Source organism: Pseudomonas sp. CMR5c (assembly GCF_003850545.1).
Classification (GTDB): domain Bacteria; phylum Pseudomonadota; class Gammaproteobacteria; order Pseudomonadales; family Pseudomonadaceae; genus Aquipseudomonas; species Aquipseudomonas piscis.
On sequence record NZ_CP027705.1, the window covers coordinates 2,841,400 to 2,863,852 of the forward strand.

8 protein-coding genes are annotated in these 22,453 nt (G+C 66.1%); all 8 read left to right on the plus strand.

What is annotated here, in order from left to right; all coding sequences use genetic code 11:
• Window positions 1-5 precede the first annotated feature (5 nt).
• The 8 genes from gspK (at window position 6) to C4K40_RS13390 (ending at window position 22,430) form a co-directional block, all read left to right on the plus strand.
• Window positions 6-989 carry a type II secretion system minor pseudopilin GspK gene (gene gspK, locus C4K40_RS13355; RefSeq protein ID WP_022644110.1) on the plus strand — a complete coding sequence of 328 codons (984 nt, stop codon included), beginning with the start codon at window positions 6-8 and terminating at the stop codon, window positions 987-989.
• Window positions 986-2,206 (plus strand): type II secretion system protein GspL, encoded by a 1,221-nt coding sequence (gene gspL, locus C4K40_RS13360; protein ID WP_053129054.1) that lies wholly within the window; start codon window positions 986-988, stop codon window positions 2,204-2,206. Before gspK ends, gspL begins: the two co-directional genes overlap by 4 nt.
• Window positions 2,199-2,765 (plus strand): type II secretion system protein GspM, encoded by a 567-nt coding sequence (gene gspM / locus C4K40_RS13365; protein ID WP_053129056.1) that lies wholly within the window; start codon window positions 2,199-2,201, stop codon window positions 2,763-2,765. The genes gspL and gspM overlap by 8 nt, the downstream gene beginning before the upstream one ends.
• Entirely contained in the window at window positions 2,762-5,155 is a 2,394-nt protein-coding gene (gene gspD / locus C4K40_RS13370; RefSeq protein WP_022644112.1) for a type II secretion system secretin GspD, read from the plus strand. Before gspM ends, gspD begins: the two co-directional genes overlap by 4 nt.
• A gap of 67 nt (window positions 5,156-5,222) precedes the next feature.
• Window positions 5,223-6,644 (plus strand): type II secretion system ATPase GspE, encoded by a 1,422-nt coding sequence (gspE, locus tag C4K40_RS13375; RefSeq protein ID WP_022644113.1) that lies wholly within the window; start codon window positions 5,223-5,225, stop codon window positions 6,642-6,644.
• Complete coding sequence (gspF, locus tag C4K40_RS13380) at window positions 6,644-7,855, plus strand: type II secretion system inner membrane protein GspF (protein WP_053129059.1); 1,212 nt, start codon at window positions 6,644-6,646, stop codon at window positions 7,853-7,855. Before gspE ends, gspF begins: the two co-directional genes overlap by 1 nt.
• Before the next feature lie 517 nt (window positions 7,856-8,372).
• Entirely contained in the window at window positions 8,373-9,551 is a 1,179-nt protein-coding gene (locus tag C4K40_RS13385) for a substrate-binding domain-containing protein (protein WP_022644115.1), read from the plus strand.
• A 348-nt stretch (window positions 9,552-9,899) separates the two neighbouring features.
• Window positions 9,900-22,430, plus strand: coding sequence for a filamentous haemagglutinin family protein (locus C4K40_RS13390; protein WP_053129062.1), 12,531 nt, complete (start codon window positions 9,900-9,902; stop codon window positions 22,428-22,430).
• Window positions 22,431-22,453: the final 23 nt, after the last annotated feature.

A 22,453-nucleotide genomic window follows, 5' to 3' on the forward strand; every position in this document is an offset into this window, starting at 1 on the left:
CGGCCATGAACAGCCGTTCGCCCAGTGTGGCGAAGCAGCGTGGCATGGCCATCATCAGCGCCTTGCTGATCGCCGCAGTGGTGGCGGTGATCGCCGCGGCGATGCTCACCCGCCAGACGTCCTTCATGCGCACGGTGGAGGCCGAGCAGGGGCGGGTGGTGGGCAGCGCGGTGTTGCAGGGTGGGCTTGAGTACAGCCGGCAACTGCTCTGGGATGCGCGCCAGCGCGATGTCCTGACGCGCCTCGACCAGCCCTGGGCGCGGCCCATTGGCGACCAGGCGCTGGGTGGGTTCAACGGCTCCTTTCAGGGGCGCCTGCAAGACCAGCAGGGCAAGTTCAACCTGCGCAACCTGGTGTTCCAGGGGCAGGTGGATGCGGTGCAGTTGCAGGGGTTCGAACAGCTGTGCCAACTGATCGGCATCGATTCGGCCCTGGGCCGGCGCATCAGCCAGCGGGTGATCGCTTCCTACCCCCAGCGCCTGGACAGCCCGGACAGTGCTGCCAAGGTCCGTGGCACCTTCGACAGTGGTCGCCTGACCTCGCCCGGTGCCGAGGCACGGGTGCTGCCGGCTCGGCAGCCGATGCTGCGCAGCGTGGAAGAGCTGCGGGGGCTGTCGGGCATGAGCGAAGCCTTGCTGCTGCGCCTGGCCCAGCACGTCAGCATCTTGCCGGGCAATACCTGGGTCAACGGCAATACCGCTACCGCCGAGGTGTTGGCGGCGGTGGTGCCGGGCCTGGCGCTGTCGCGGGCCAGGGCCCTGGTGGCCGAGCGCGACGCCGGGCACTGGTTCATCAACCGTGGTGATTTCGTCAACCGCCTGCGCATGCCGGAAGTGGCGGTGGAGCAAGTGCGGGTCGGCATCACCAGCGAATGGTTCCTGCTCCAGGGCCAGGCTCGCCGCGACCAGCGCCGGGTCAGCCTGCAAGCCCTGCTGCACCGCCCCGAGGACCGCATGCCCCAGGTGATCTGGTCGCGGGTGGGCGTATGAGCCGCTTGCGCATTGTCTTGCCGAGCCTGGCTGAGCTGGGCCAGGCCGGTTATCCGGTGCAGCACCCAGTGGATTTTGCCCGCCTGGACCGCCATGGCCGGGTCAGCGCCAGCGGACGTTGCCCGCTGGAGCAACTGGGGGCCATGGGCAAAGGCGCCAAGCCACTGCCGGTAGAGTGTTTCCTGCACCCCCAGGACAGCCTGTTGACCAGCATCGAGTTGCCGCAACTGCCGCCGGCGCGAATCAAGGCGGCGGTGGCTTGTGCCGCCCAGGCGCTGATCCTCGGTCCCATCGAGTTGATGCATATAGCCCACGGCCCGCGTGAGGCCGACGGCCAAGTGGCATTGGGCTGGCTGCCGCTGGAGCCGTTGCAGGCCCTGGGACGCTGGCTGGAACAGGCCGGCCTGAAGCTGCAGGGCCTGTACCCGGCGCCCTATGCCCTGGCGGTACCGGCGCCCGGACAACTGAACCTGTGTGCCGTGGATGGCTTGCTGGTCCTGCGGCATGGCTTGGCGCTGGGCAGCGTTCAACCGCTGCTGGCGCAGGACGCGGACGGCGCCTTGCCGGCCAGCCTGGAGCAGCTGTGCGGCACGGCTGGCGAATTGGCCTGGATCGGTGACCAGGCGCCGGCGGGGATCGCCCAGCAGCCGGCCGAGCAACGCTGGAACGGCGCTGTCCCGGCCTGGAGCCTGCATGTCGGGGCGTTGCCCGGGCGTGTCGCGGCCAAGGGCTGGGGCCGGGCCCTGGGCTGCTGCGCCCTGGCGTTGGCGGTCTGGGTGCTGGGCCTGAACCTGTATGCCGCACGTGAAGCGGAGCAGGGGCAACGACTCAAGACCCAGATGAACCAGAGGGTGCGCCAAGTGTTCCCCGAGTTGCCGGTGGTGCTCAATCCACTGCAGCAGGCCCGCCAGCAACTGGAGGCTCGGCAGAGCGGCTCGACGGGGGATCCGGCCCAGGGTTTTGCCAGCCTGTTGCAGCAGGCCGCCAGCGCCATGCCGTTCATGGTCGGCAGTGTCCAGAGCCTGAGCTATGCCCAGGAGCGCCTGCAGCTGGAAATGCTGCCCGATGCACCGCGAGTCACCGATGACAGCTGGCAGGGCGCACTGACCCAGGCCGGCTACAGCGTCCAGCGCGAGGCCAATGGCTGGACCCTGGCTCCTGCTGGCGCGCGTTCCGCCGACGCCATGGAAACCCCGGAGGGCGACGATGATGAATAAAGCCCTGTTGGCACAGTACCGGGCTCGCTGGAGCGCGCTGCGAACCCGCGCCCGGGCCTATTGGAGCAGCCTGGCCCTGCGCGAGAAGCGCTTGCTGGCCGGCACCGCCGCTGGCCTGCTGGCCTTGCTGAGCTGGTCGCTGTTGATCCAGCCGGCCCTGCGCAAGATCGACTACTGGCAGGTCGAGACGCCCAAGCTGCGGTCCCAGGCCGAGGCCCTGGAAGTGCTGTTGCACGAGGTGGCGGCGGGCCCGGGCCAGGTGGCTGGAGCCGATCTGGAACAGGCCTTGCGCCAGACCCTGGACGGGGCTGGCCTCAAGGATCACTACCAATTGCAGCAGAGCGATGAAGCCGGCCCCGAGAGCTGGCGGTTGACCTTCGAGCAGGCCCCGGCGGATGCCGTGGTCGGCTGGTTGCTGGGCTCGCCCAGGCAGCTTTCGCTACAGGTGGTGGAGGCTCGCCTGCAACGCGCAGGCACGGCCGCCGCCGATGACTCGGCAGGCACACTGTCCGGGACCGTTCGCATGGATCAGGCGCAGGGCGCTAAGGAAGCTTCATGAAGTGGTCAGGTTCCAAATACGTGCGCCAGTGTCGCAAGGCCGCACCTTTCCTGCTGCTGGCGCTGGGGGCCTGCAGCACCACCCAGTCCACCCCGCCACAGCCGACGCTGGTGGACAGCGAACTGGGCCAGCCCCTGGCCGATACCCGGCGCGGTGGCGATGCCCTGGCCGACCGCCAGCGCCTGCAGGCCCAACAGGCCCAGCGGCCCAAGGTGCTGCATCCGGTGACCAACAGTCGTGCCCAGGCCACGCCGCGCAGCACCAGCGTGCCGCGCAATCCACTGGGTGACCAGCCAGTGCAATTGAACTTCGTCGAGGCCGACATCCAGGCGGTGGTGCGGGCCTTGTCCCGCTCCACCGGCCAGCAGTTCCTGGTCGATCCACGGGTCAAGGGCAACCTGACCCTGGTCAGCGAGGGCCAGGTGCCGGCGCACCAGGCCTACGACATGCTGCTGGCGGCGCTGCGCATGCAGGGCTTCAGCGTGGTGGACGTCGGCGGCGTGGCCCAGGTAGTGCCCGAGGCCGATGCCAAGCTGCTGGGCGGGCCGATCTACAGTGCCGACAAGCCGGCCGGCAACGGCATGCTGACCCGCACCTTCCGCCTGCAATACGAAAACGCGGTGAACCTGATCCCGGTGCTGCGGCCGATCGTTTCGCCCAACAACCCGATCAACGCCTATCCGGGCAACAACACCATCGTGGTCACCGACTACGCCGAGAACCTGCAGCGGGTGGCGCAGATCATCAATGGCATCGACACCCCCAGCGCCATCGACACCGATGTGGTGGCGGTGCAGAACGGCATCGCCGTGGACATCGCCACCATGGTTTCCGAGCTGCTGGAAAGCCAGGGCAGCGACCAGACCCAGAAGATCAGCGTGATCGGCGATCCGCGTTCCAATTCCATCATCATTCGCGCCGGCAGCCCCGAGCGCACCGAGCTGGCGCGCAACCTGATCTACAAGCTGGACAACGCCCAGAGCAACCCCAGCAACCTGCACGTGGTGTACCTGCGTAATGCCCAGGCCGGCAAGCTGGCCCAGGCCCTGCGCGGCCTGCTCACCGGGGAAAGCGACAGCGGCGGCAACGATGGCGCCCGGGCCATGCTCAGTGGCATGGGTGCCAGCACCGGCAGCGGCCAGGGCAGCAGCCAGACCGGCAGCAGCGCCAGCACCTCCGGCAATAGCAGCCTGGGCAACGGCAGCAGCGGCGCCACCAAGGGTTACGGCCAGGGCGGCAGCAGTAGCAGCGGCCTGGGTAGCAATGGCCAGCAGAATGACCAGAACACCGCCTTCAGCGCCGGTGGCGTGACCATCCAGGCCGACGCCACCACCAATACCCTGCTGATCTCCGCGCCGGACCCGCTGTATCGCAACCTGCGGGAAGTGATCGACCAACTGGACCAGCGCCGGGCCCAGGTAGTGATCGAGAGCCTGATCGTCGAGGTCAACGAAGACGACGCCAACGAATTCGGCGTGCAGTGGCAGGCCGGCAACCTGGGGGGCAAGGGTGGTTTTGGCGGGGTCAACCTCGGCGGCAGCGGCGTGGTCGGCAACCCGGGCAGCAAGACCAGCATCGATGTGTTGCCCAAGGGCCTGAACATCGGTGTGGTCAATGGCACCGTGGATATCCCGGGGATCGGCAAGGTGCTGGACCTCAAGGTCCTGGCCCGGGCGCTCAAGAGCAAGGGCGGCTCCAACGTGCTGTCGACGCCGAACCTTCTGACCCTGGACAACGAGGCCGCGAGCATTTTCGTCGGCCAGACCATTCCTTTCGTCACCGGCAGCTATGTCACCGGGGGTGGCGGCAACAGCAACAACCCGTTCCAGACGGTGCAGCGCGAGGAAGTGGGGCTCAAGCTCAACGTGCGGCCACAGATTTCCGAGGGCGGTACGGTCAAGCTGGATATCTACCAGGAGGTCAGCAGCATCGATGCGCGGGCCTCGGTGGCGGCCGGCACGGTGACCCAGAAGCGCGCGATCGACACCAGCATCCTGCTCGACGACGGGCAGATCATGGTGCTCGGCGGCCTGCTGCAGGATGGCTACACCCAGAGCAACGACGCAGTGCCGTGGCTGTCGAGCATTCCCGGGTTGGGAGCGCTGTTTCGCAACGAAAGCCGGAGCATCAACAAGACCAACCTGATGGTGTTCCTGCGGCCCTACATCATTCGTGACAGCGGCGCGGGGCGCAGCATCACCCTCAACCGCTATGACTTCATGCGCCGGGCCCAGGGCCAGTTGCAGCCCGAGCACAGCTGGGCGATGCCGGACATGCCGCTGCCGCAACTGCCGCCGGCGGCCAAGGCGATCCCCGGGGCGCAGCCGGTGTCGTTGCAGGACGCGCCCCAGGGCGTACGGGCCACCATTCGCGCGGTACCAGTGCAATGAGCCAGGCACCAGGTCTGAGTCATAGCCTGCTTCGTGCAGGGATTCCTGGACGGATGGAGGTTTGGCGATGACCTCCCAGCTCCCCTACGCCTGGGCCAAATCCCAGCGCATCCTGCTGCGCCACGACGAGGAGGGCGCGGTGCTGCTGGTGTGCCCCTCGACCCCTGGCTGGTCCATCGCCGAGGCCCGCCGCCAGTTCGGCCCGGCGCGCCTGGAACAGGTGCGCGACGACGAACTCGACGGCCTGCTGGCCACCGCCTACGCCGACACCGGCAGCGCTGCGGCGGTGGTCGGCGCGGCGGAGAACGAGGTGGACCTGGACCGGCTGATGCAGGACATGCCGGAGATCACCGACCTGCTGGACACCCAGGATGGTGCGCCGGTGATCCGCATGATCAACGCCTTGCTCACCCAGGCAGCGCGAGACGAGGCCAGTGATATCCATATCGAGCCCTACGAGACCCACTCGGTGGTGCGCTATCGGGTCGACGGTACCCTGCGTGACGTGGTTTCGCCGCGCAAGGCGCTGCATGGTGCCCTGGTGTCGCGGATCAAGATCATGGCCCAGCTGGATATCGCCGAGAAACGCCTGCCCCAGGACGGCCGGATCGCCTTGCGCGTCGCCGGGCGGCCCATCGATATCCGCGTCTCCACGGTGCCCACCGGCCATGGCGAGCGGGTGGTGATGCGCTTGCTGGACAAGCAGGCCGGGCGCCTGCAACTGGAGACCCTGGGCATGGACCCGGCGCTGCTGGCCCGGCTCGACGGCCTGATCCGCCAGCCCCATGGCATCGTCCTGGTCACCGGACCCACCGGCAGCGGCAAGACCACCAGCCTCTACGCGGCCCTGGCCCGGCTGGATGCCAGCACCAGCAACATCCTCACCGTGGAGGACCCGGTGGAATACGACCTGCCGGGCATCAGCCAGATCCAGGTCAACGCCAAGATCGACATGACCTTCGCCCTGGCCCTGCGCGCCATCCTGCGCCAGGACCCGGACATCATCATGATCGGCGAGATCCGTGACCTGGAGACCGCGCAGATCGCAGTCCAGGCGTCACTTACCGGGCACCTGGTGCTGGCCACCCTGCACACCAACGATGCGGTGTCGGCGGTCAACCGCCTGATCGACATGGGGGTCGAGCCGTTCCTCCTGGCCTCGTCGATGCTCGGCGTGCTGGCCCAGCGCCTGGTGCGGCGCCTGTGCAACCAGTGCAAGGAACCTGATCCGGCCAACCCCGGCACTTGGCGTCCGGTGGGTTGCCCGGCCTGCAACCAGATCGGCTACAGCGGGCGTACCGGGATCCATGAGCTGTTCTGCATCGACGACGATATCCGCAGCCTGATCCACCAGGGCGCCGATGAGCAGGCGTTGCGCGCTTCGGCCCGGCGCGCCGGGATGTTCAGCATGCGCGAGGACGGCGAACGCTGGGTGCGCAGCGGCGCCACCGCGCCGGAAGAAATCCTTCGTGTGACACGGGACGCCTGATGAATCGCTATCGCTACGAAGCTGCCGACAGCCTCGGCAAGATCGAATCCGGGCACCTGGAGGCCGACAGCCAGAGCGCGGCCTTCGCCAGCCTGCGCAGCCGTGGCCTGACGGCCTTGCAGGTGCAACTGGACGGCAACCAGGGCGCGGCCGGGGCAGGGGGCATGTTCAGCCCGAAACTCTCGGACAACGACCTGGCCTGGGCCACCCGCCAACTGGCCAGCCTGTTGGGGGCCAGCCTGCCCCTGGAGGCGGCCCTGAGTGCCACGGTGGAGCAGGCCGAGCGCAAGCACATCGCCCAGACCCTGAGCGCGGTGCGGGCCGATGTGCGCAGCGGCATGCGCCTGGCCGAGGCTCTGGCGGCCAGGCCCCGGGACTTTCCGGAAATCTACCGTGCGCTGATCGCCGCCGGCGAGGAGTCCGGCGACCTGGCCCAGGTCATGGAGCGGCTGGCGGACTACATCGAGGAACGCAACGGCCTGCGCGGCAAGATCCTCACGGCCTTCATCTATCCCGGGGTGGTGGGCCTGGTGTCCATCGGCATCGTGATCTTTCTTTTGAGCTACGTGGTGCCCCAGGTGGTCAGTGCTTTTTCCCAGGCTCGCCAGGACCTGCCGGGGTTGACCCTGGCGATGCTCGCCGCCAGCGACTTCATCCGCGCCTGGGGTGGCCTGTGCTTCGCCGCCCTGGTGGCCGGGTTCTGGGGTTGGCGGATCTACCTGCGCAATCCCCAGGCCCGCTTGAGCTGGCATAGCCGGATCCTGCGCCTGCCCCTGGTCGGACGCTTCGTACTGGGCCTGAACACGGCACGCTTCGCCTCGACCCTGGCGATCCTCGGCGGCGCCGGCGTGCCGTTGCTGCGGGCCCTGGAGGCGGCGCGCCAGACCCTGTCCAACGACCGTTTGAGCCAGAGCGTCAGCGAGGCCACGGCCAAAGTCCGCGAGGGTGCCAACCTGGCGGCGGCGCTGCGGGTGGAGAAGGTCTTCCCGCCGCTGTTGATCCATCTGATCGCCAGCGGCGAGAAGACCGGCGCCTTGCCGCCGATGCTCGAGCGGGCGGCGCAGACCCTGTCCAGCGACCTGGAGCGCCGGGCCATGGGCATGACCGCGCTGCTGGAGCCGCTGATGATCGTGGTCATGGGCGGCGTGGTGCTGGTGATCGTCATGGCGGTGCTGCTGCCGATCATCGAGATCAACCAGCTGGTGACTTGATCGGGGCGAGGGCGCTCCCACCGTTCGGCCGTGGCCGGCAAACCCATTGCACTGGTCTGCCGGCCATGGATGCCTGCCTGTTCCGAGGCATCAAGTTGCCCGGTACGAGTTTTCGCTCGTAGCGCGAGGGCCGCACCGGCAGATTCTTTTTTCAGGCCGCTCCCCGCGCTCCCGACCCTCCCGGCAGGCATCCTCGGGTTCCTCGTTCTGTCATGTTCCAGCCTCGCTCCCAGAGTCTACGGCGCTTGCCGGAAGATGCCGGTCCGGGCTGTGGAAACCTGGCTGTCACCTTGGACGCAATGGCCTTAAAAAAGCGCTGTGAACACCCGAGAATCTTTTGCAGTAACAGCCGGTTTCTCCCGAGCATTTTTCCTTTAACTGTCACCGGAAGCTGCGAACTTCTCTCCCCATGGCCTCACCCATCAAGCCCTCTGGATCAAGGCTTCTGGCCCGAGTGCCATGGCGTCATGCAAGAGCTATTCACCCAACGTACGAACACGACGAAAGGAGATTCTTCATGTTTAAGCGCAATGTTCTCGCGGCATCCCTGACCCTGGCTGCCCTGTGCTCGGCACAGGCTGCAATGGCTGACATCAACGGCGGTGGCGCTACCCTGCCACAACCGCTGTACCAGACCGCTGGCGTTCTGACCGCCGGTTTCGCTCCCTACATCGGCGTAGGCAGCGGCAACGGCAAGGCTGCCTTCCTGAACAACGACTACACCAAGTTCGTGGCCGGCACCACCGGCAAGAACGTGCACTGGGCCGGTAGCGATTCCAAACTCAGCGCCACTGAGCTGGGCAACTACTTCACTGCCCACCAGACTGCCTGGGGCAAGCTGATCCAGGTGCCTTCGGTGGCCACTTCGGTTGCCATTCCGTTCAACAAGGCCGGTACTGCGGCCGTTGACCTGAGCGTCAACGACCTGTGCGGCGTGTTCTCGGGCCGTGTCAACAACTGGAGCCAGATCGCCGGTGCTGGCCGTACTGGTCCAATCACCGTGGTCTACCGCAACGAAAGCAGCGGTACCACCGAGCTGTTCACCCGCTTCCTGAACGCCAAGTGCGCTGAAACCGGCACTTTCGCCGTGACCACCAACTTCGCTTCCAGCTACTCGGGTGGCTTGCCAGCCGGTGCCGTGGCCGCTGTGACCAGCCAGGGCGTGATGGACGCGCTGAACGCTGGCGACGGTCGTGTTACCTACATGAGCCCTGACTACGCCGCGCCTACCCTGGCAGGCCTGGACGATGCCACCAAGGTGGCCAAGGTCGCCGGTGTTTCGCCAGCTCCTGCCAACGTATCGGCTGCCATCGGCGCTGTTCCGGTACCTGCGGTGGCTGACCGTGGCGATCAGAACCTGTGGGTTCCGGTCTTCACTTCCCAGGCCAACATCGACGCCAACCCTGGTGACAAGAGCCTGCGCCTGTACCCAACCAGCGGCTACCCGATCCTGGGCTTCACCAACCTGATCTTCAGCCAGTGCTACGCCGACGCGACCCAGACTTCGCAAGTACGGGCTTTCTTCAGCCGTCACTACGGCGCTCTGGCGAACAACGACACTGCAATCAACAACAACCGCTTCGTGCCACTGCCAGCTGCCTGGAAAACTGCCGTACGTGACTCGTTCGTCACTGCTTCCAGCGGTCTGAGCATCGGTAACGCCAGCGTTTGCAACGCCATCGGCCGTCCGCTGTAACTGACGCGTTCGATACCCGCAACACCTGGATCAGCAACGGTTTCGGCCGTTGCTGATCTTTTCATTCAGGGCCGCCTGGCCTGTTCATCGCCAGGCTCGGCACGCAGTTTGGCGCCAACCGCTGCGACGGCAGCGCGGACTCGCTCCGAGGTTGCTCGCGGCCACCGGGATGGTCGACCAAGGGCGTCTTGGTCGCCGACGGGCGAGCGTTACACCCAAAACATGAATTTTCCATGACAAGCGTTCGGTCGTGTCACCTGACAACGGCCTATCCCTAGAGCAGTGACGCGCGCCCTGGGTCGTACAGCGTCGCGCACCCCTGGGCGTCATAACAAAGGATGAGTAGTAATGGTTCGCTGCAAACCACCGGTTAACACCCCTGGCCTGGATTCCCAGGTGTCGATCCTGCGGCTCAAGCCCCTGGCCCAGGCCATCGCCCTGTTGTTGATGGCCGGCGGTGCCAATGCTGCACCGGCCTTCAGTTCCGGTTGGTTCGCCGACAAGGGCGCCTCCCAGGCAGCCACTGCCGCGCGTACCGGTAGCCAGATGCCGGGCATGCCGCCGCCGCTGTCCCAGCAGGTGCGGGTCAACCAGCAATTGCAGCGTTCGCTGGGCAACCTCAACTCCACGGTGGCGGCCATCGCCGCGCAACAAGCGGCCCAGGCAGCGGCTCGCCAGGCTGCGTTCGGCAGTGTCAGCGCTATTCCCGACGGCCTGGGCCAGGGTGGGTTGAAGGTCGACAACAGCCTGACCCAGGGCTGGATCAACGCCAAGGGCCCGGTGCAGAGCCAAGCCGGTGGCAAGACCACGGTGACCATCGAGCAGACCGCCGACAAGGCCATCCTCAACTGGGAAACCTTCAACGTCGGGCGCAACACCACGGTGGATTTCCAGCAACAGTCCAACTGGGCGCTGATGAACCGGGTCAATGACCCCAATGGCCGACCCAGCGAGATCCAGGGCCAGATCAAGGGCGCTGGCACGGTGATGATCATCAACCGCAACGGCGTGGTGTTCAGCGGCACCAGCCAGGTCAATGTGCGCAACCTGGTGGCCGCCGCAGCCACCATCACCGACGAGCAATTCAGCAAGCGTGGCTTGTATGTCGACGCCAACGGCAGCCAGCCGACCTTCACCGACGCCGCCGGCAAGGTCCTGGTCCAGGCTGGAGCCTTGATCCAGACCCATGCCCCGGCTACCTCCACCGATGCCGGTGGCTACGCCTTGCTACTGGGCAGCGAGGTGCAGAACGCCGGGACCATCGTCACCGCCAAGGGCCAGACCACCCTGGCCGCCGGCGACAGTTTCTACATTCGTCGCGGGGTCGGGACCGAGGGCAACCAGCGTTCCACCACCCGCGGCAATGAAGTGGCCACCTCGCTCAAGCCGGGTAGCAGTGCCGGCAAGGTCAGCAACAGCGGCTTGATCATGGCCTCCACTGGCGACATCACCCTGACCGGCCACCAAGTGCTGCAGAACGGCGTGGCCCTGGCCAGTACCTCGGTGGATACCCGGGGCACCATCCATTTGCTCAACTCCGCCAGCGACGGCACCGGTAGCGTGACCCTGGGGCAGGGCAGCACCACCGCGATTCTCCTGGATAGCAGCGGCAGCAGCGCCCTGGACAGCCAGCGCAACAGCGGCCTGGGCAATCTGGACGGCACCCCGACCAACCTGATTACCGGCCAGTTCAACAATCTCAGCAGCGTCGCCGATCGCACCGACCAATCCCGGGTGGAGATCGTCAGCGGTGGCACCGTGGACTTCCAGAAGGGCTCGATCACCCTGGCTACCGGTGGCCAGGTGGCGGTCAGCGCCGGGCAGCGCAGCCTGGTGCGCGATGGCGCGGTGATCGACGTCGCCGGCGCCGTCGGGGTCAAGGTGGCGATGGAATCCAACAACATCAAGATCAACGTCCAGGGCAACGAGCAGCGCGATTCGGCAGGTAACCGCGATGGCGGCAAGCTGATCAACAACGATGTGTGGGTCGACCTGCGCGAGCTGATCTTCGTCCCGGCGGGCACCAACGGTTACGCCAGCGACCGCTGGTACACCGCGGGCGGTCTGCTGGAGGTGGGTGGCTACCTGGGCACCCAGCGGCACAGCATCGGTGAATGGATGGCCCAGGGTGGAACCCTGACTTTCACTGGCAAGGATGTGGTGACCCAGTCCGGCGCCCAGTTGAACCTGTCCGGCGGCACCGTGGACGTGCAGGGCGGCTATATCCAGCAGACCTGGCTCAAGGGTGTGGACGGGCGCTTGTATGAGTTGTCCCGGGCCCCGGGAGACTTGCTCTATACCGGGATCTACCAGGGTTATGTGGACAACAGCCCGCGCTGGGGGCGCACCGATTACTACTACAACCCGCTGATCGCCCAGCAACAGCGCTATGAGGCGGGTTACACGGTGGGCCGTGATGCCGGCAAGCTGGTGATCGGCACCGGCAACGCGGTGCTCGAAGGGCAACTGGTCAGCGATGTGTTCAAGGGCGACCGGCAGATCCAGGCGCCCAAGCCCAACCTCGATGGCTACCAGCAATCGCACAAGGCGGCAGCCCAGCGCGCGCAGCTGATCATCGGCAGCTACACGCCGATCTACAACAAGGCCAGCGGTACCCTGCGCTATGCCCTGAATCCCACCGTGGACCAGGTGCTGATCGACGCCAACCAGCAGAAGATCGCCGACGGCCTGGACCTGGACAGCGCCTTGCCAGCCGATCGCCAGGGGCGCTTGGTACTCGACAGCGACCAGCTCAATGGCCTGCAACTGGGAGCGATCAAGGTCGGCGCCCGGCAGCAGATCCAGGTCGATGGCGCGCTGACCGTGGCCGACGGTGGCGACATCACCCTGTTCGGTCCCCAGGTCAAGATCAACGCCAACCTCAGCGCCCACGGCGGCAGCATCAACGCCGGCAACGTGCTGAGCCAGGTGGATGTGAACCGTAATTTCGTGGTTGGTGACGTGATCCTCGCGCCCACCGGTGGCGCCCAGGCCCGGGTCGATGTCGCCGGTGGAGTCAAGCTGGATGTGTCGGGGGGTTGGAACAACCTGGCCCTCGACCCGCTGAATAACGGCGGCGTACCGTTCAGCAACGGCGGCAAGGTGTCGCTGCGCAGCAGCGGCGATCTGAACCTGGCCAAGGGCAGCCTGGTGGATGCCAGCTCCGGCGCTACCATCGCTATCGACGGCAAGCCCAGCGGTGGCAAGGGCGGCGACGTGACCCTGGCGGCCGACGGCAAGCTGGACGTGTCCGGGGAACTGCGCGGCTATGGTGTCAATGGCGGCGGCACCCTGGCGTTGCAGGCACACAAGGTACTGATCGGTGCTGGCAGCAGCGTGCCTGAGACGGGCACGCTGCAACTGGCGCAAGACTTCTTCAACAAAGGTTTCTCGGCCTACGACATCACCGGCAATGAAGGGCTGAAGGTGGCCGAGGGTGCCAAGGTCGATGTCACTGTCCCGGTCTATCGTTTTGGCGACCAGGCGAGCAATGCGGCCACCGGTAGCGCCCCGGCCAGCGTGCTGGAGCCCTGGCTCCCAGAGTTGTACCAGCAGGATGCGACCAAGAGCGTACTGACCCAGCGCCGTGGCGCCGGGCTGACCCTGACCGCCGGCAACCAGTACTCCACCGGCGCGCAACTGGCGACTACGGCGCTGAGCGTGGGCCAGGGCGCGGTGATCAATGTCGATCCGGGACAAGCCATCAACTTGCGCAGCGTCGGCCAGTTGACCATGAACGGCACCCTCAACGCCTGGGGCGGCAGCGTCAGCCTCGGTGGCCTCACCGTGGCCAGTTCCGAGGCGGCCAACGCTGCCGGCCACGGACGCTCGATCTGGGTGGGTGAGCAAGCGCTGATCGATGTCGCGGCCCGGGCAGCGAACGCCGTGGACAATCGTGGGCGCAGCTATGGCCAGGTGCGCAACGGCGGTAACATCAGCATCGGCGGCGAGATCGACCTGGCCACCGGCATCGCCAAGGCCAGTGACCTGTTCGTGGTGGTGCGTGACGGCGCGCGGCTGGATGCATCCGGCACCCAGGCCGCCCTGGACATTCCCGGACAAGGGCGGGTGCAGGTAGCCAGCAATGGCGGCAGCATCAGCTTCGCCTCCAACAATGGCCTGTACCTGGATGGCAGTTTTATCGCCAGGGCCGGTGGTGCCGGTGCGGCGGGCGGTAGTTTGTCCGTGGCCCTGGAAAGCCCGTACTACACCAAGAACGCAGTGACCGACCGGGTGCTCAAGGCTCGCGAACTGGTAGTCAGCCAGACTCACCAGGCCAACGTCCTGCCAGGATCGCCAGAATCTGCGGCCAGCGGGCTGGAGTATGGCCGTGGCCGCCTCGGTGCGGATCAGGTGGCGGCCGGCGGCTTCGATAACCTGGCCTTGCTGAGCAACGGCCTGTTGGGCTTCGATGGCGATGTGTCGCTGAACATGGGGCAGAGCCTGCGCCTGTACAGCGGTGCCTTGAGCCTGACGGAAGCCGCCGCGGCCAACAGCCAGGTCAATCTGTCGGCGCCTTATCTATTGTTGGCTGGCATCCTCGCGCCGCCGGAGGCCAAGGACCAGTATGTGCGTCCGGTGGTCTCCATCGCCAGGCCGTCGGAGCGCGCTACCCAGGCATTGTTCAGCGCCAGCGGCAACCTGATCGATGTGCGCGGCAATGTAATGTTCGGCAGCAAGGGCGACCTGCGCCAGGCGAACGGCAGCCTGGTGAACATCGAACGGCGGGGCTTCGATCATGTCCGGCTCGATAGTCAGGGCGACCTGCGCTTCCTCGCCGGCGCTGGCGCCGATGTGATTGCCAAGGGCATCAGCACCCAGCTGTTGACCCAGGGAGATATGACCCTGCGTGCTGCGCAGCTGTATCCGGGCACCGAGGTCGGGGCACGGGTGATCGCCGGTTACAAGTACGATTTCGCAGGCCTCGCATTCGATCCGACCCGGACCCTCACTATCGCGCGTAATGGCAACGCTGACCTGGCCGTGCCGTACTCGGCCTTCGGCCGCCTGCAACTGGGCGCCGCGACCATCAAGCAGGGCGGCGTGGTGCGCGCCCCCCTGGGCCTGATCGAGATCGGCAACCTGGGCAGCAGCAAGGTCGAATTGCTGCCCGGCAGCCTGACCTCGGTCAGCGGCAAGGGCCTGGTGCTGCCCTATGGCGGCACCGTCGATGGCCAGGTCTACAAGTACAACGGCAAGACCGTGAACTTCGTGGGCCAGGGTGGGCTGGTCAATGAAAACAGTGAGCTGAGTGTCGGCGTGATCCTGGGTGGCAAGTCGGTGAAGGTGCAGCAAGGGGCGACCCTGGATCTGTCCGGCGGCGGCGAGTTGCTGGGCGCAGGTTTCATCTCCGGGCGTGGCGGTTCCACCGATGCCCGCTACAGCCCGCTGGTGCAGATCGGTGCCAATGGCGTCCTGGTCTTGCCGGGCCTGGCCAGCAACCCGATCTACGCCATCGTTCCCGGGGTACAACCCGGTTACGCGCCGGTGGCACCGGAAGGCGGCGCGGTAGACCCGCTGATCGGCCAGCAGGTGACCATCGGCGCCGGAGTGCCCGGGCTGGCGGCGGGTACCTATACCCTGATGCCGTCCACCTATGCCCTGATGCCGGGGGCTTTCCGTGTGGAGATCAACGGCCTGGCGGGACTTGGCAGCGAGGGCTCGGCCCAGCAGATGCGCAATGGTTCCTGGAGCACCGCCGGGCGCTTGTCCATCGCCAACACCGGGATCGGCAGCAGCGTCGCCAGCCAGTTGATCCTGACCTCGGCCGATACCCTGCGCCGTTATTCGCAGTACAACGAGACCAGCTACGCTCAGTTCGCCATGGCCGATGCGGCCAAGCTCGGCGTGCCGCGGCCCTTGCTGCCGGTGGATGCCAAGACCCTGAAGTTGGCGCTGGAAGCCGGCGCCGGAACCGACGCGTTCTCTTTCCAGGGCACTGGCCGCTTCGAGGCTGCAACGGGGGGCTTTGGCGGTACTGTTTCGGTATTGAACAGGAGCGACGGCAGCGGTATCGAAGTGGTGAAGGCCGGGCAGTCGGCCACCGACGGCTTTACCGGGATCACCCTGGATGCCGACAGCCTCAACTCCCTGGGCGCCGGGCGCCTGATGCTCGGCGGCCTGACCCTGGTCAAGTATGGTCAGAGCGGTAACCTCATCACCCTGGCCGAAGGCACCAACACCAGCAATGGCTCGATCATCCTGCGCCAGGGAGCAGCCCTGGCGGCGCCGGAAGTATTCCTGGTGGCCAACACCGGCCAGATCCTGGTGGAGCAGGGGGCTTCGATCAACACCATCGGTCGTGGCAAGGCCAGTTATGACGCGCGGGACGGTTTCACCTATCAGGTGGGCAATATGTTGGCGGTGTCCAATGGCTTGCTCAATGTGGTGAGTGCGCCTGCAGCCCTGCAGCCCAGCAACGGTATCAAGGTGGGAAGCTGCGGCAGTAGCCTTTGCACCGGGCAGACCTCTTTGTACTCCGAGGGCAGCATCGTTGCCTTGACCGACAAGACCTTCGAGCTGGGGGACCAGGTGCGCTATGGCACCCGGCATCTGAACCTGGGCTTGAGCAGCATCAATGTGGGCAGCCCCGAGGCCCTGGCTGCGGCAGCCGCGGGTAATCGCCTGCCCGCCGGCATGACCCTGACCCAGCAAGTGCTGGATCGCCTGCTGCGTGGCGATAGCCAATTCGGTGCCCCAGCCCTGGAGACCCTGCAACTCTCGGCCCGGGACAGCTTCAACTTCTATGGCAGTGCGGGCCTGGATACCTACGATCCGGTCACCGGCAAGTCGTTGCTGAGCAACCTCATGCTCTCGACTCCGGCCATCTACGGTTCCGGTGGCGCCAATGACGTGGCCAGCATCCACACCGCCAACCTGATCTGGCAGGGGGCCACCAGCCCGGCTGGGACAGTGGTGGCCGGCGGTGCCGGCACCGGTAGCGGACGCCTGGATATCAATGCCGAGCGCATCGAGTTCGGGTATGGCGCCTTCGCCCAGCCCAGCACTTCCAAGACCTTCGATCGCCTGGCCCTGGGGTTCGCCAACGTCAATCTCAACGCCAGCCAGCGCATCACCGCCAACCACAAGGGCAGTCTCGCGGTGTACCAGAGCCAGGGTGGCTACGACCCACTCAAGGGTTTTGCCTATAGCGGCGGCAACTTGAATATCCGTACGCCGTTGATGACTGGCGAAGCCGGTTCGGTGAACCGCATCACGGCCGGTGGATCCATCGATATCGGCGCCACGGCTGGCCCTCGTGGCCAGGCCAATGGCCAGGGGGCCGAGTTGTCCTTGAGCGGTGACAGCATCCGCCTGGCCAGCGCGGTGGTCCTGCCCAGCGGCAAAGTGACCCTGGATGCCCGTGGCGATGTGCAGTTGACCGATGCTGCGCTGATCGATGTGGCCGGGCGTGCCATCGCCTTCAACGATCTGACCAAGTACGGAGCCGGCGGCGAGGTGCTTCTGCAGAGCCGTACTGGCAATGTATTGCAGGCGGCGGGTTCGAGCATCGACCTGTCGGCGCAGAACAACCAGGCCGGCAAGTTGCGCGCCGTGGCCCAGGACAGTGGCGCGGGGCTGGTGGACCTGGCAGGCAAGATCCTTGGCGCCAGCAGTGGTTCTTACGATGCCGGCGGCACCCGGATGCCGTACCTGGGCGGCGCGGTGGAAATCCAGGCCCAGCGCCTGGGTGGCAGCGGTACCCTGGACGAGCAGTTCGCCGCTCTCAACCAGCGCCTGAACCAGGGCCAGGTATATGGCGCCCGCAGCTTCCAGCTCAAGCAGGGCGACCTGACCATCGGCAATGGCCTGAAGGCCAACAGCATCAACGTCTCCCTGGACAACGGCAGCCTGCGGGTCAACGGCCTGGTGGATGCCAGTGGCGAGCGGGTCGGCAGTATCAACCTGGCGGCCGGCAATGGCCTGGTCCTGGACTCCGGCGCGGTGCTCGATGCCCATGGCAGCAAGCTGCGGGTGGACAGCTACGGCAAGATCATCGATGCGCCCAACCGTGCCACCGTCGTCTTGGGTTCCGGCAAGGGCCAGTTGACCCTGGCCGATGGCGCGCGCATCGACCTGCGCCATGGGACGGATGTAGCGGTCGGTAGCGCTGCGGGACAGAACGACGGCGGCAGCCGTGGCACCCTGGAGCTCAATGCCCCACGGATATTCAAGCCCGATGGCAGCAGTGACGATATCGCCATCGATGCCCGGGGTCGCCTGGATATCCAGGGGGCGCGCTCGATCGCGGTCAACGGCATGGTCAGCTATGACGATGCGCCGCAGAAGAACGATGCCGCCAGCGGCCGTCCTTATCAGGAAATTACCCAGGACTACCTGGACCAGAAGCATCAGTTGAGCAGCGCCTTCATCAACGCCGCCCTGCAGAACAGCGACCTGATGCAGAACAAGCTGGCCGGGTTGAACAGCGCAGGGTATGCCGACGCCTTCCACTTGCGCCCCGGGGTCCAGATCGTCAGCAAGACCCCTGACGGCGACCTGGTGGTGCAGGGCGACCTGGACCTGTCCGGCTACCGCTATGCCAGCGTCAACCCCCACAGCCAGAAGACTTCGGTATATGGCTCGGGCGAGGTCGGCGCCCTGGTGTTGCGCGCTGGTGGCGAGCTGAGTATCTACGGCAGCATCAACGATGGCTTCGCCCCGCCACCGCAGACCGTGGACGACAAGGGCTGGGTACTGTTGCCGGGCGTGGACTTCACCGGTGGCAACATCATCGTGCCGGGCACCGGGGTGACCCTGGCCGATGGCACCAGCTTCCCGACTGGCGCGATCCTTAACTACGACCTGCCGATCAAGGGCCTGACCCTGGCGGCGGGTACCCGCTTGCCGGTGACCGCGACCCTCGACCAGAGCCTGGTCCTGCCGGCCGGTACGATACTGGCAGCAGCCATACGTGATGCCGCCGGCAACTTGCTGTTCGCCGCCGGAACCCTGCTCAGCGAAGCCCAGACCCTGGCCGTCGGTACCCAACTGGAGGCCGGCAGCCTGCTTGGTCAGAATGCTCGGGTCAAGGCCATGACCTGGCCCAAGGGCGTGGGCCTGCCAACGGCTGTTGGCGGCCAGGTGTTGCTCGACGGCAGTCAGCCGTTGGCCAAGGGCGCGCTGATTCCGTCCGGCACCAACGTCAAGCTGCCTGACGGCGTCAGCTCCATCGCCTTGCGTACGGAAGAGGTGGGGCGCCAGGGCAAGCTCTGGGCCATTGCGCCGATGCTGGCCGAGGGTTCGCAGTCCTGGTCCCTGCGCCTGGTGGCCGGGGGGGATACCACGGCGGCCGACAGCCGTATCCTGCAAGCCAACCCGGGTAATGGCGACCTGCATCTGGCCGACACCCACTACGGCATGTTCGCCAAGGAAATGCCGGCCAAGGGCGTGCAGACCTGGACCCAGCAGGCCGTGGACGATCTGGCTGGGGCCGGGATAGTGGTCAAGGCTGGCGAGCCGATCGATGAGCAGATGCTGATCGACCTAGGCCAGACCTCCATCGAACAATTCTGCCAGGACACTCCGGCTTATTGCGCGATCAAGGCCAGCTATGCCTGGACCCAGCAAGCGGTAGATGACCTGGCCGGGGCCGGGATAGTGGTCAAGGCCGGTGACAGAATCGATGAAAAGATGCTGCAGGACCTGGGACAGTCTTCCGTCGAATCTTTCTGCCAGGACAACCCGGCGTATTGTGTTGCCATGGCGGACAAGGAGTACGCCCCCACGCCATCAAGCACCGGTTTCAGCGTGATTCGCACCGGTACTGGCGATCTGGAACTGCTCAGTGCCGGCAACCTGAGCATGGACTCGTTGTATGGGGTCTACACCGCGGGTACTTCCTCACTGGCCACTGCGCCAGGTTCTCCTTACAACCAGGCCAAGGCTCCAGGGCGGGGCACCACGGTGCTCAACGACGTGAACAGCTACTTCGAGAAGTTCGTCGATGGCGGTAGCGAAAGCCTGTACCGCGCCTGGTATCCCGATGGAGGGGGCAACCTGAGCCTGCGGGTCGGCGGCAACCTGACCGGCAACATCGCGGATACCGCCGCGGAGTCCCAGGCCCGGCCCAATCCCCAGGACAGCGGCCATGACTCGACCCAGGTCGGCAACTGGTTGTGGCGCCAGGGGGGAGGGCAGTCCTTGCCGACGGCCTGGTGGATCAACTTCGGCAGCTACACCGCCACCGCCACCGCCGACCAGTTGGTGGGCTTTACCGGTTTCGGCACCCTGGGCGGCGGCAACCTCGATGTGCGGGTGGGCGGCGATGCCGGCGTGCTGAAACCGCTGGCCGGCAGCGTGCTGGAACGATCGGCCAACCCACGCACCCAGGGGCTGGTGCTGGCGGTCGGCAGCACCGGCAGGGTCACCGCCGATGGCGGACTGCAATTGACCGGTGGCGGAGATCTGCGCTTTGAGGTGGGTGGAGGCCTGAACCCAGGCAGCAGCCTCACCAAGCAAAGCCAGACTGACGGCGTACTGTTGAATCTGCGCGGCAATGCCCAGGTGCTCGGGGCTTCGGTGGGCAGCCTGGACCTGCACTATGGCAGCCGTCCGGACGACCACAGCGCGGGAGAAACCCGGGCCTTCGATCCTGTACGGGCCACCACCGCCCTGGCGGCAGGGGGGATCACCCTGATACCGGGTGATGCCACGTTCAATCTGTCGACCCGCGGTGACCTGGTGCTGCAAGGGGTGATCGATCCGGGGCGTACCTCATTGATGAACGGTTATGCCCTGGAGGGTATCCAGGGTTCCGGGAAAACCTGGTTCTCCCTGTGGACCGACCGCACCGCCATCGACCTGTATTCCGCAGGCGGCAATGCCACGCCGATGATGGCGGCGGCGGAAACCGACCTGGCTGTCGTTTATCCGTCGATCCTGCGGGTAACGGCCGCCAGCGGTAGCCTGTACTACGGCAGCGCGAAAGGGGTCGGTACGGTGAACAACAACCGCTCGACCCTGGTGCTGGCGCCTTCGAACAACAGCCAACTGCAGTTCTTGGCGGGGGATTCGATCTATGGCGGGAACCTGTCCATCAACCAGTCTTTCGCCGCGCCCACCACCCTGGCGACACCCTTCAATCCGGCCTATGCGGCATGGAATGGGAGCGGGGTGCTGATCCCCGGCATGGGTAACCTGTCCACGGATGCGAACCGTGCCAGCGAGTACAGCTATCCGCTGTTCGCTTTCGGTTCTCCTTCGGCCGTTGTTGGCGGGCGGCGCGATAGCGGTCCGGCGCGTTTCTATGCGCTCAATGGCGACCTGCTGGCGGTCGGCAGTGGCCGTAGCCTGGTGTTCACCGATAGAGATCCGCGCTTTGGCCAAGCTCGCTATGAGGGCGGCGGCGCGGTATGGATGATGGCCGGGCGCGATATCGTCAGCAGTGGAACCTCACCGGGCGGTGCTCAAGGAGGAAATAACGACCTTGGTTATTACACTTTCACGGGCAACCTGTTCATCCACGACAACCCCAGCGATATCTCCATCGTCAGTGCCGGGCGCGACATCCTCTACAGCAACTTCAACGTCGCCGGCCCCGGTACCCTGGAGCTGACGGCGGGGCGCAACATCCTGATGGAAGACAAGGTCAGCGTCACTAGCCTCGGCGCCGTGGCGCCGGGGGACAGCCGCCCGGGGGCGAGCATCGTGATGCAGGCCGGGGTCGGCGCCAGCGGGCCGGATTATCGGCGTTTCGTCGAGGCTTACCTCGACCCGGCCAACCTGGCTGGTAGCGGCGAATCCCTGGCGGGCAAGCGGGTGGCCAAGACCTACGAGGGCGAGTTGCTGGCCTGGCTGGCCGAACGCTTCGGTTTCGTCGGCAGCGCTGTCGAGGCTCGGGCCTACTACGCGGCCTTGCCGGCGGAACAGCAGCGAGTATTCGCCCGAGATGTGTATTTTGCCGAGCTCAAGGCCGCTGGCCGCGAGTACAACGAGGAGGGCGGGATACGCCAGGGCAGCTACGCCCGGGGCCGGGCGGCGATCGCCGCGTTGTTCCCGCAGACCGACGTGGCCGGCAACCCGATCACCTACAAGGGCGATATCACCCTGTTCGGTGGCTCCGGGGTGCATACCAACTTCGGCGGCAACATCCAGATGCTGACTCCGGGCGGGAGCCAGACCTTCGGTATCGAAGGTAATGCACCGCCGGCCTCGGCGGGGATCATCACCCAGGGCGAGGGGGACATCCAGCTGTACTCCCTGGGCAGCATCCTGCTGGGCCAGAGCCGGATCATGACCACCTTCGGCGGGGCCATCATGGGCTGGTCGGCCCAGGGCGACATCAACGCCGGCCGGGGCTCCAAGACCACCGTGGTCTACACCCCGCCCAAGCGTGTCTACGACAATTGGGGCAACGTCAGCCTGGCGCCATCGGTGCCCAGCACCGGTGCGGGGATCGCCACCCTGGCACCGATTCCCGAAGTGCCGTCGGGCGATATCGACCTGATCGCACCTTTGGGTACGGTCGATGCCGGCGAAGCGGGGATCCGGGTTTCGGGCAGTGTCAACGTCGCGGCCTTGCAGGTGGTCAACGCCGCGAACATCCAGACCCAGGGCAAATCCTCCGGGATCCCGGTGACCGCGACGATCAACACGGGTGCCATGACTTCGGCCAGCGCCGCGGGCTCGGCGGCTTCCCAAGCCGCACAAGATGCGGTACGCAACCAGCAGGCGACGGCCAGGCAGGGCCGGGCATCCATCGTCACCGTGGAGGTGCTGGGCTTTGGTTCCGAGCAGGTGCAGCGTCCGCGCGAGGAAGCCAACCAGGCCCCGGCCTACAACCCTGACAGCCCGGTGCAGGTACTGGGCGCCGGTCCGCTCAATGAGCAGGCGCGGGCTCGCCTCACCGAAGAGGAGCGCAAGCAACTGACGCTATAAGGTTCTCTCGTGGTAGCAACGCT

Excerpts from the sequence above, each read along its gene's own strand:
- gspL (WP_053129054.1), top strand. The coding sequence starts at position 986 with ATGAGCCGCTTGCGCATTGTCTTGCCGAGCCTGGCTGAGCTGGGCCAG.
- gspE (WP_022644113.1), top strand. The coding sequence starts at position 5,223 with ATGACCTCCCAGCTCCCCTACGCCTGGGCCAAATCCCAGCGCATCCTG.
- gspK (WP_022644110.1), top strand. The coding sequence starts at position 6 with ATGAACAGCCGTTCGCCCAGTGTGGCGAAGCAGCGTGGCATGGCCATC.
- gspD (WP_022644112.1), top strand. The coding sequence starts at position 2,762 with ATGAAGTGGTCAGGTTCCAAATACGTGCGCCAGTGTCGCAAGGCCGCA.
- C4K40_RS13385 (WP_022644115.1), top strand. The coding sequence starts at position 8,373 with ATGTTTAAGCGCAATGTTCTCGCGGCATCCCTGACCCTGGCTGCCCTG.
- gspM (WP_053129056.1), top strand. The coding sequence starts at position 2,199 with ATGAATAAAGCCCTGTTGGCACAGTACCGGGCTCGCTGGAGCGCGCTG.
- C4K40_RS13390 (WP_053129062.1), top strand. The coding sequence starts at position 9,900 with ATGGTTCGCTGCAAACCACCGGTTAACACCCCTGGCCTGGATTCCCAG.
- gspF (WP_053129059.1), top strand. The coding sequence starts at position 6,644 with ATGAATCGCTATCGCTACGAAGCTGCCGACAGCCTCGGCAAGATCGAA.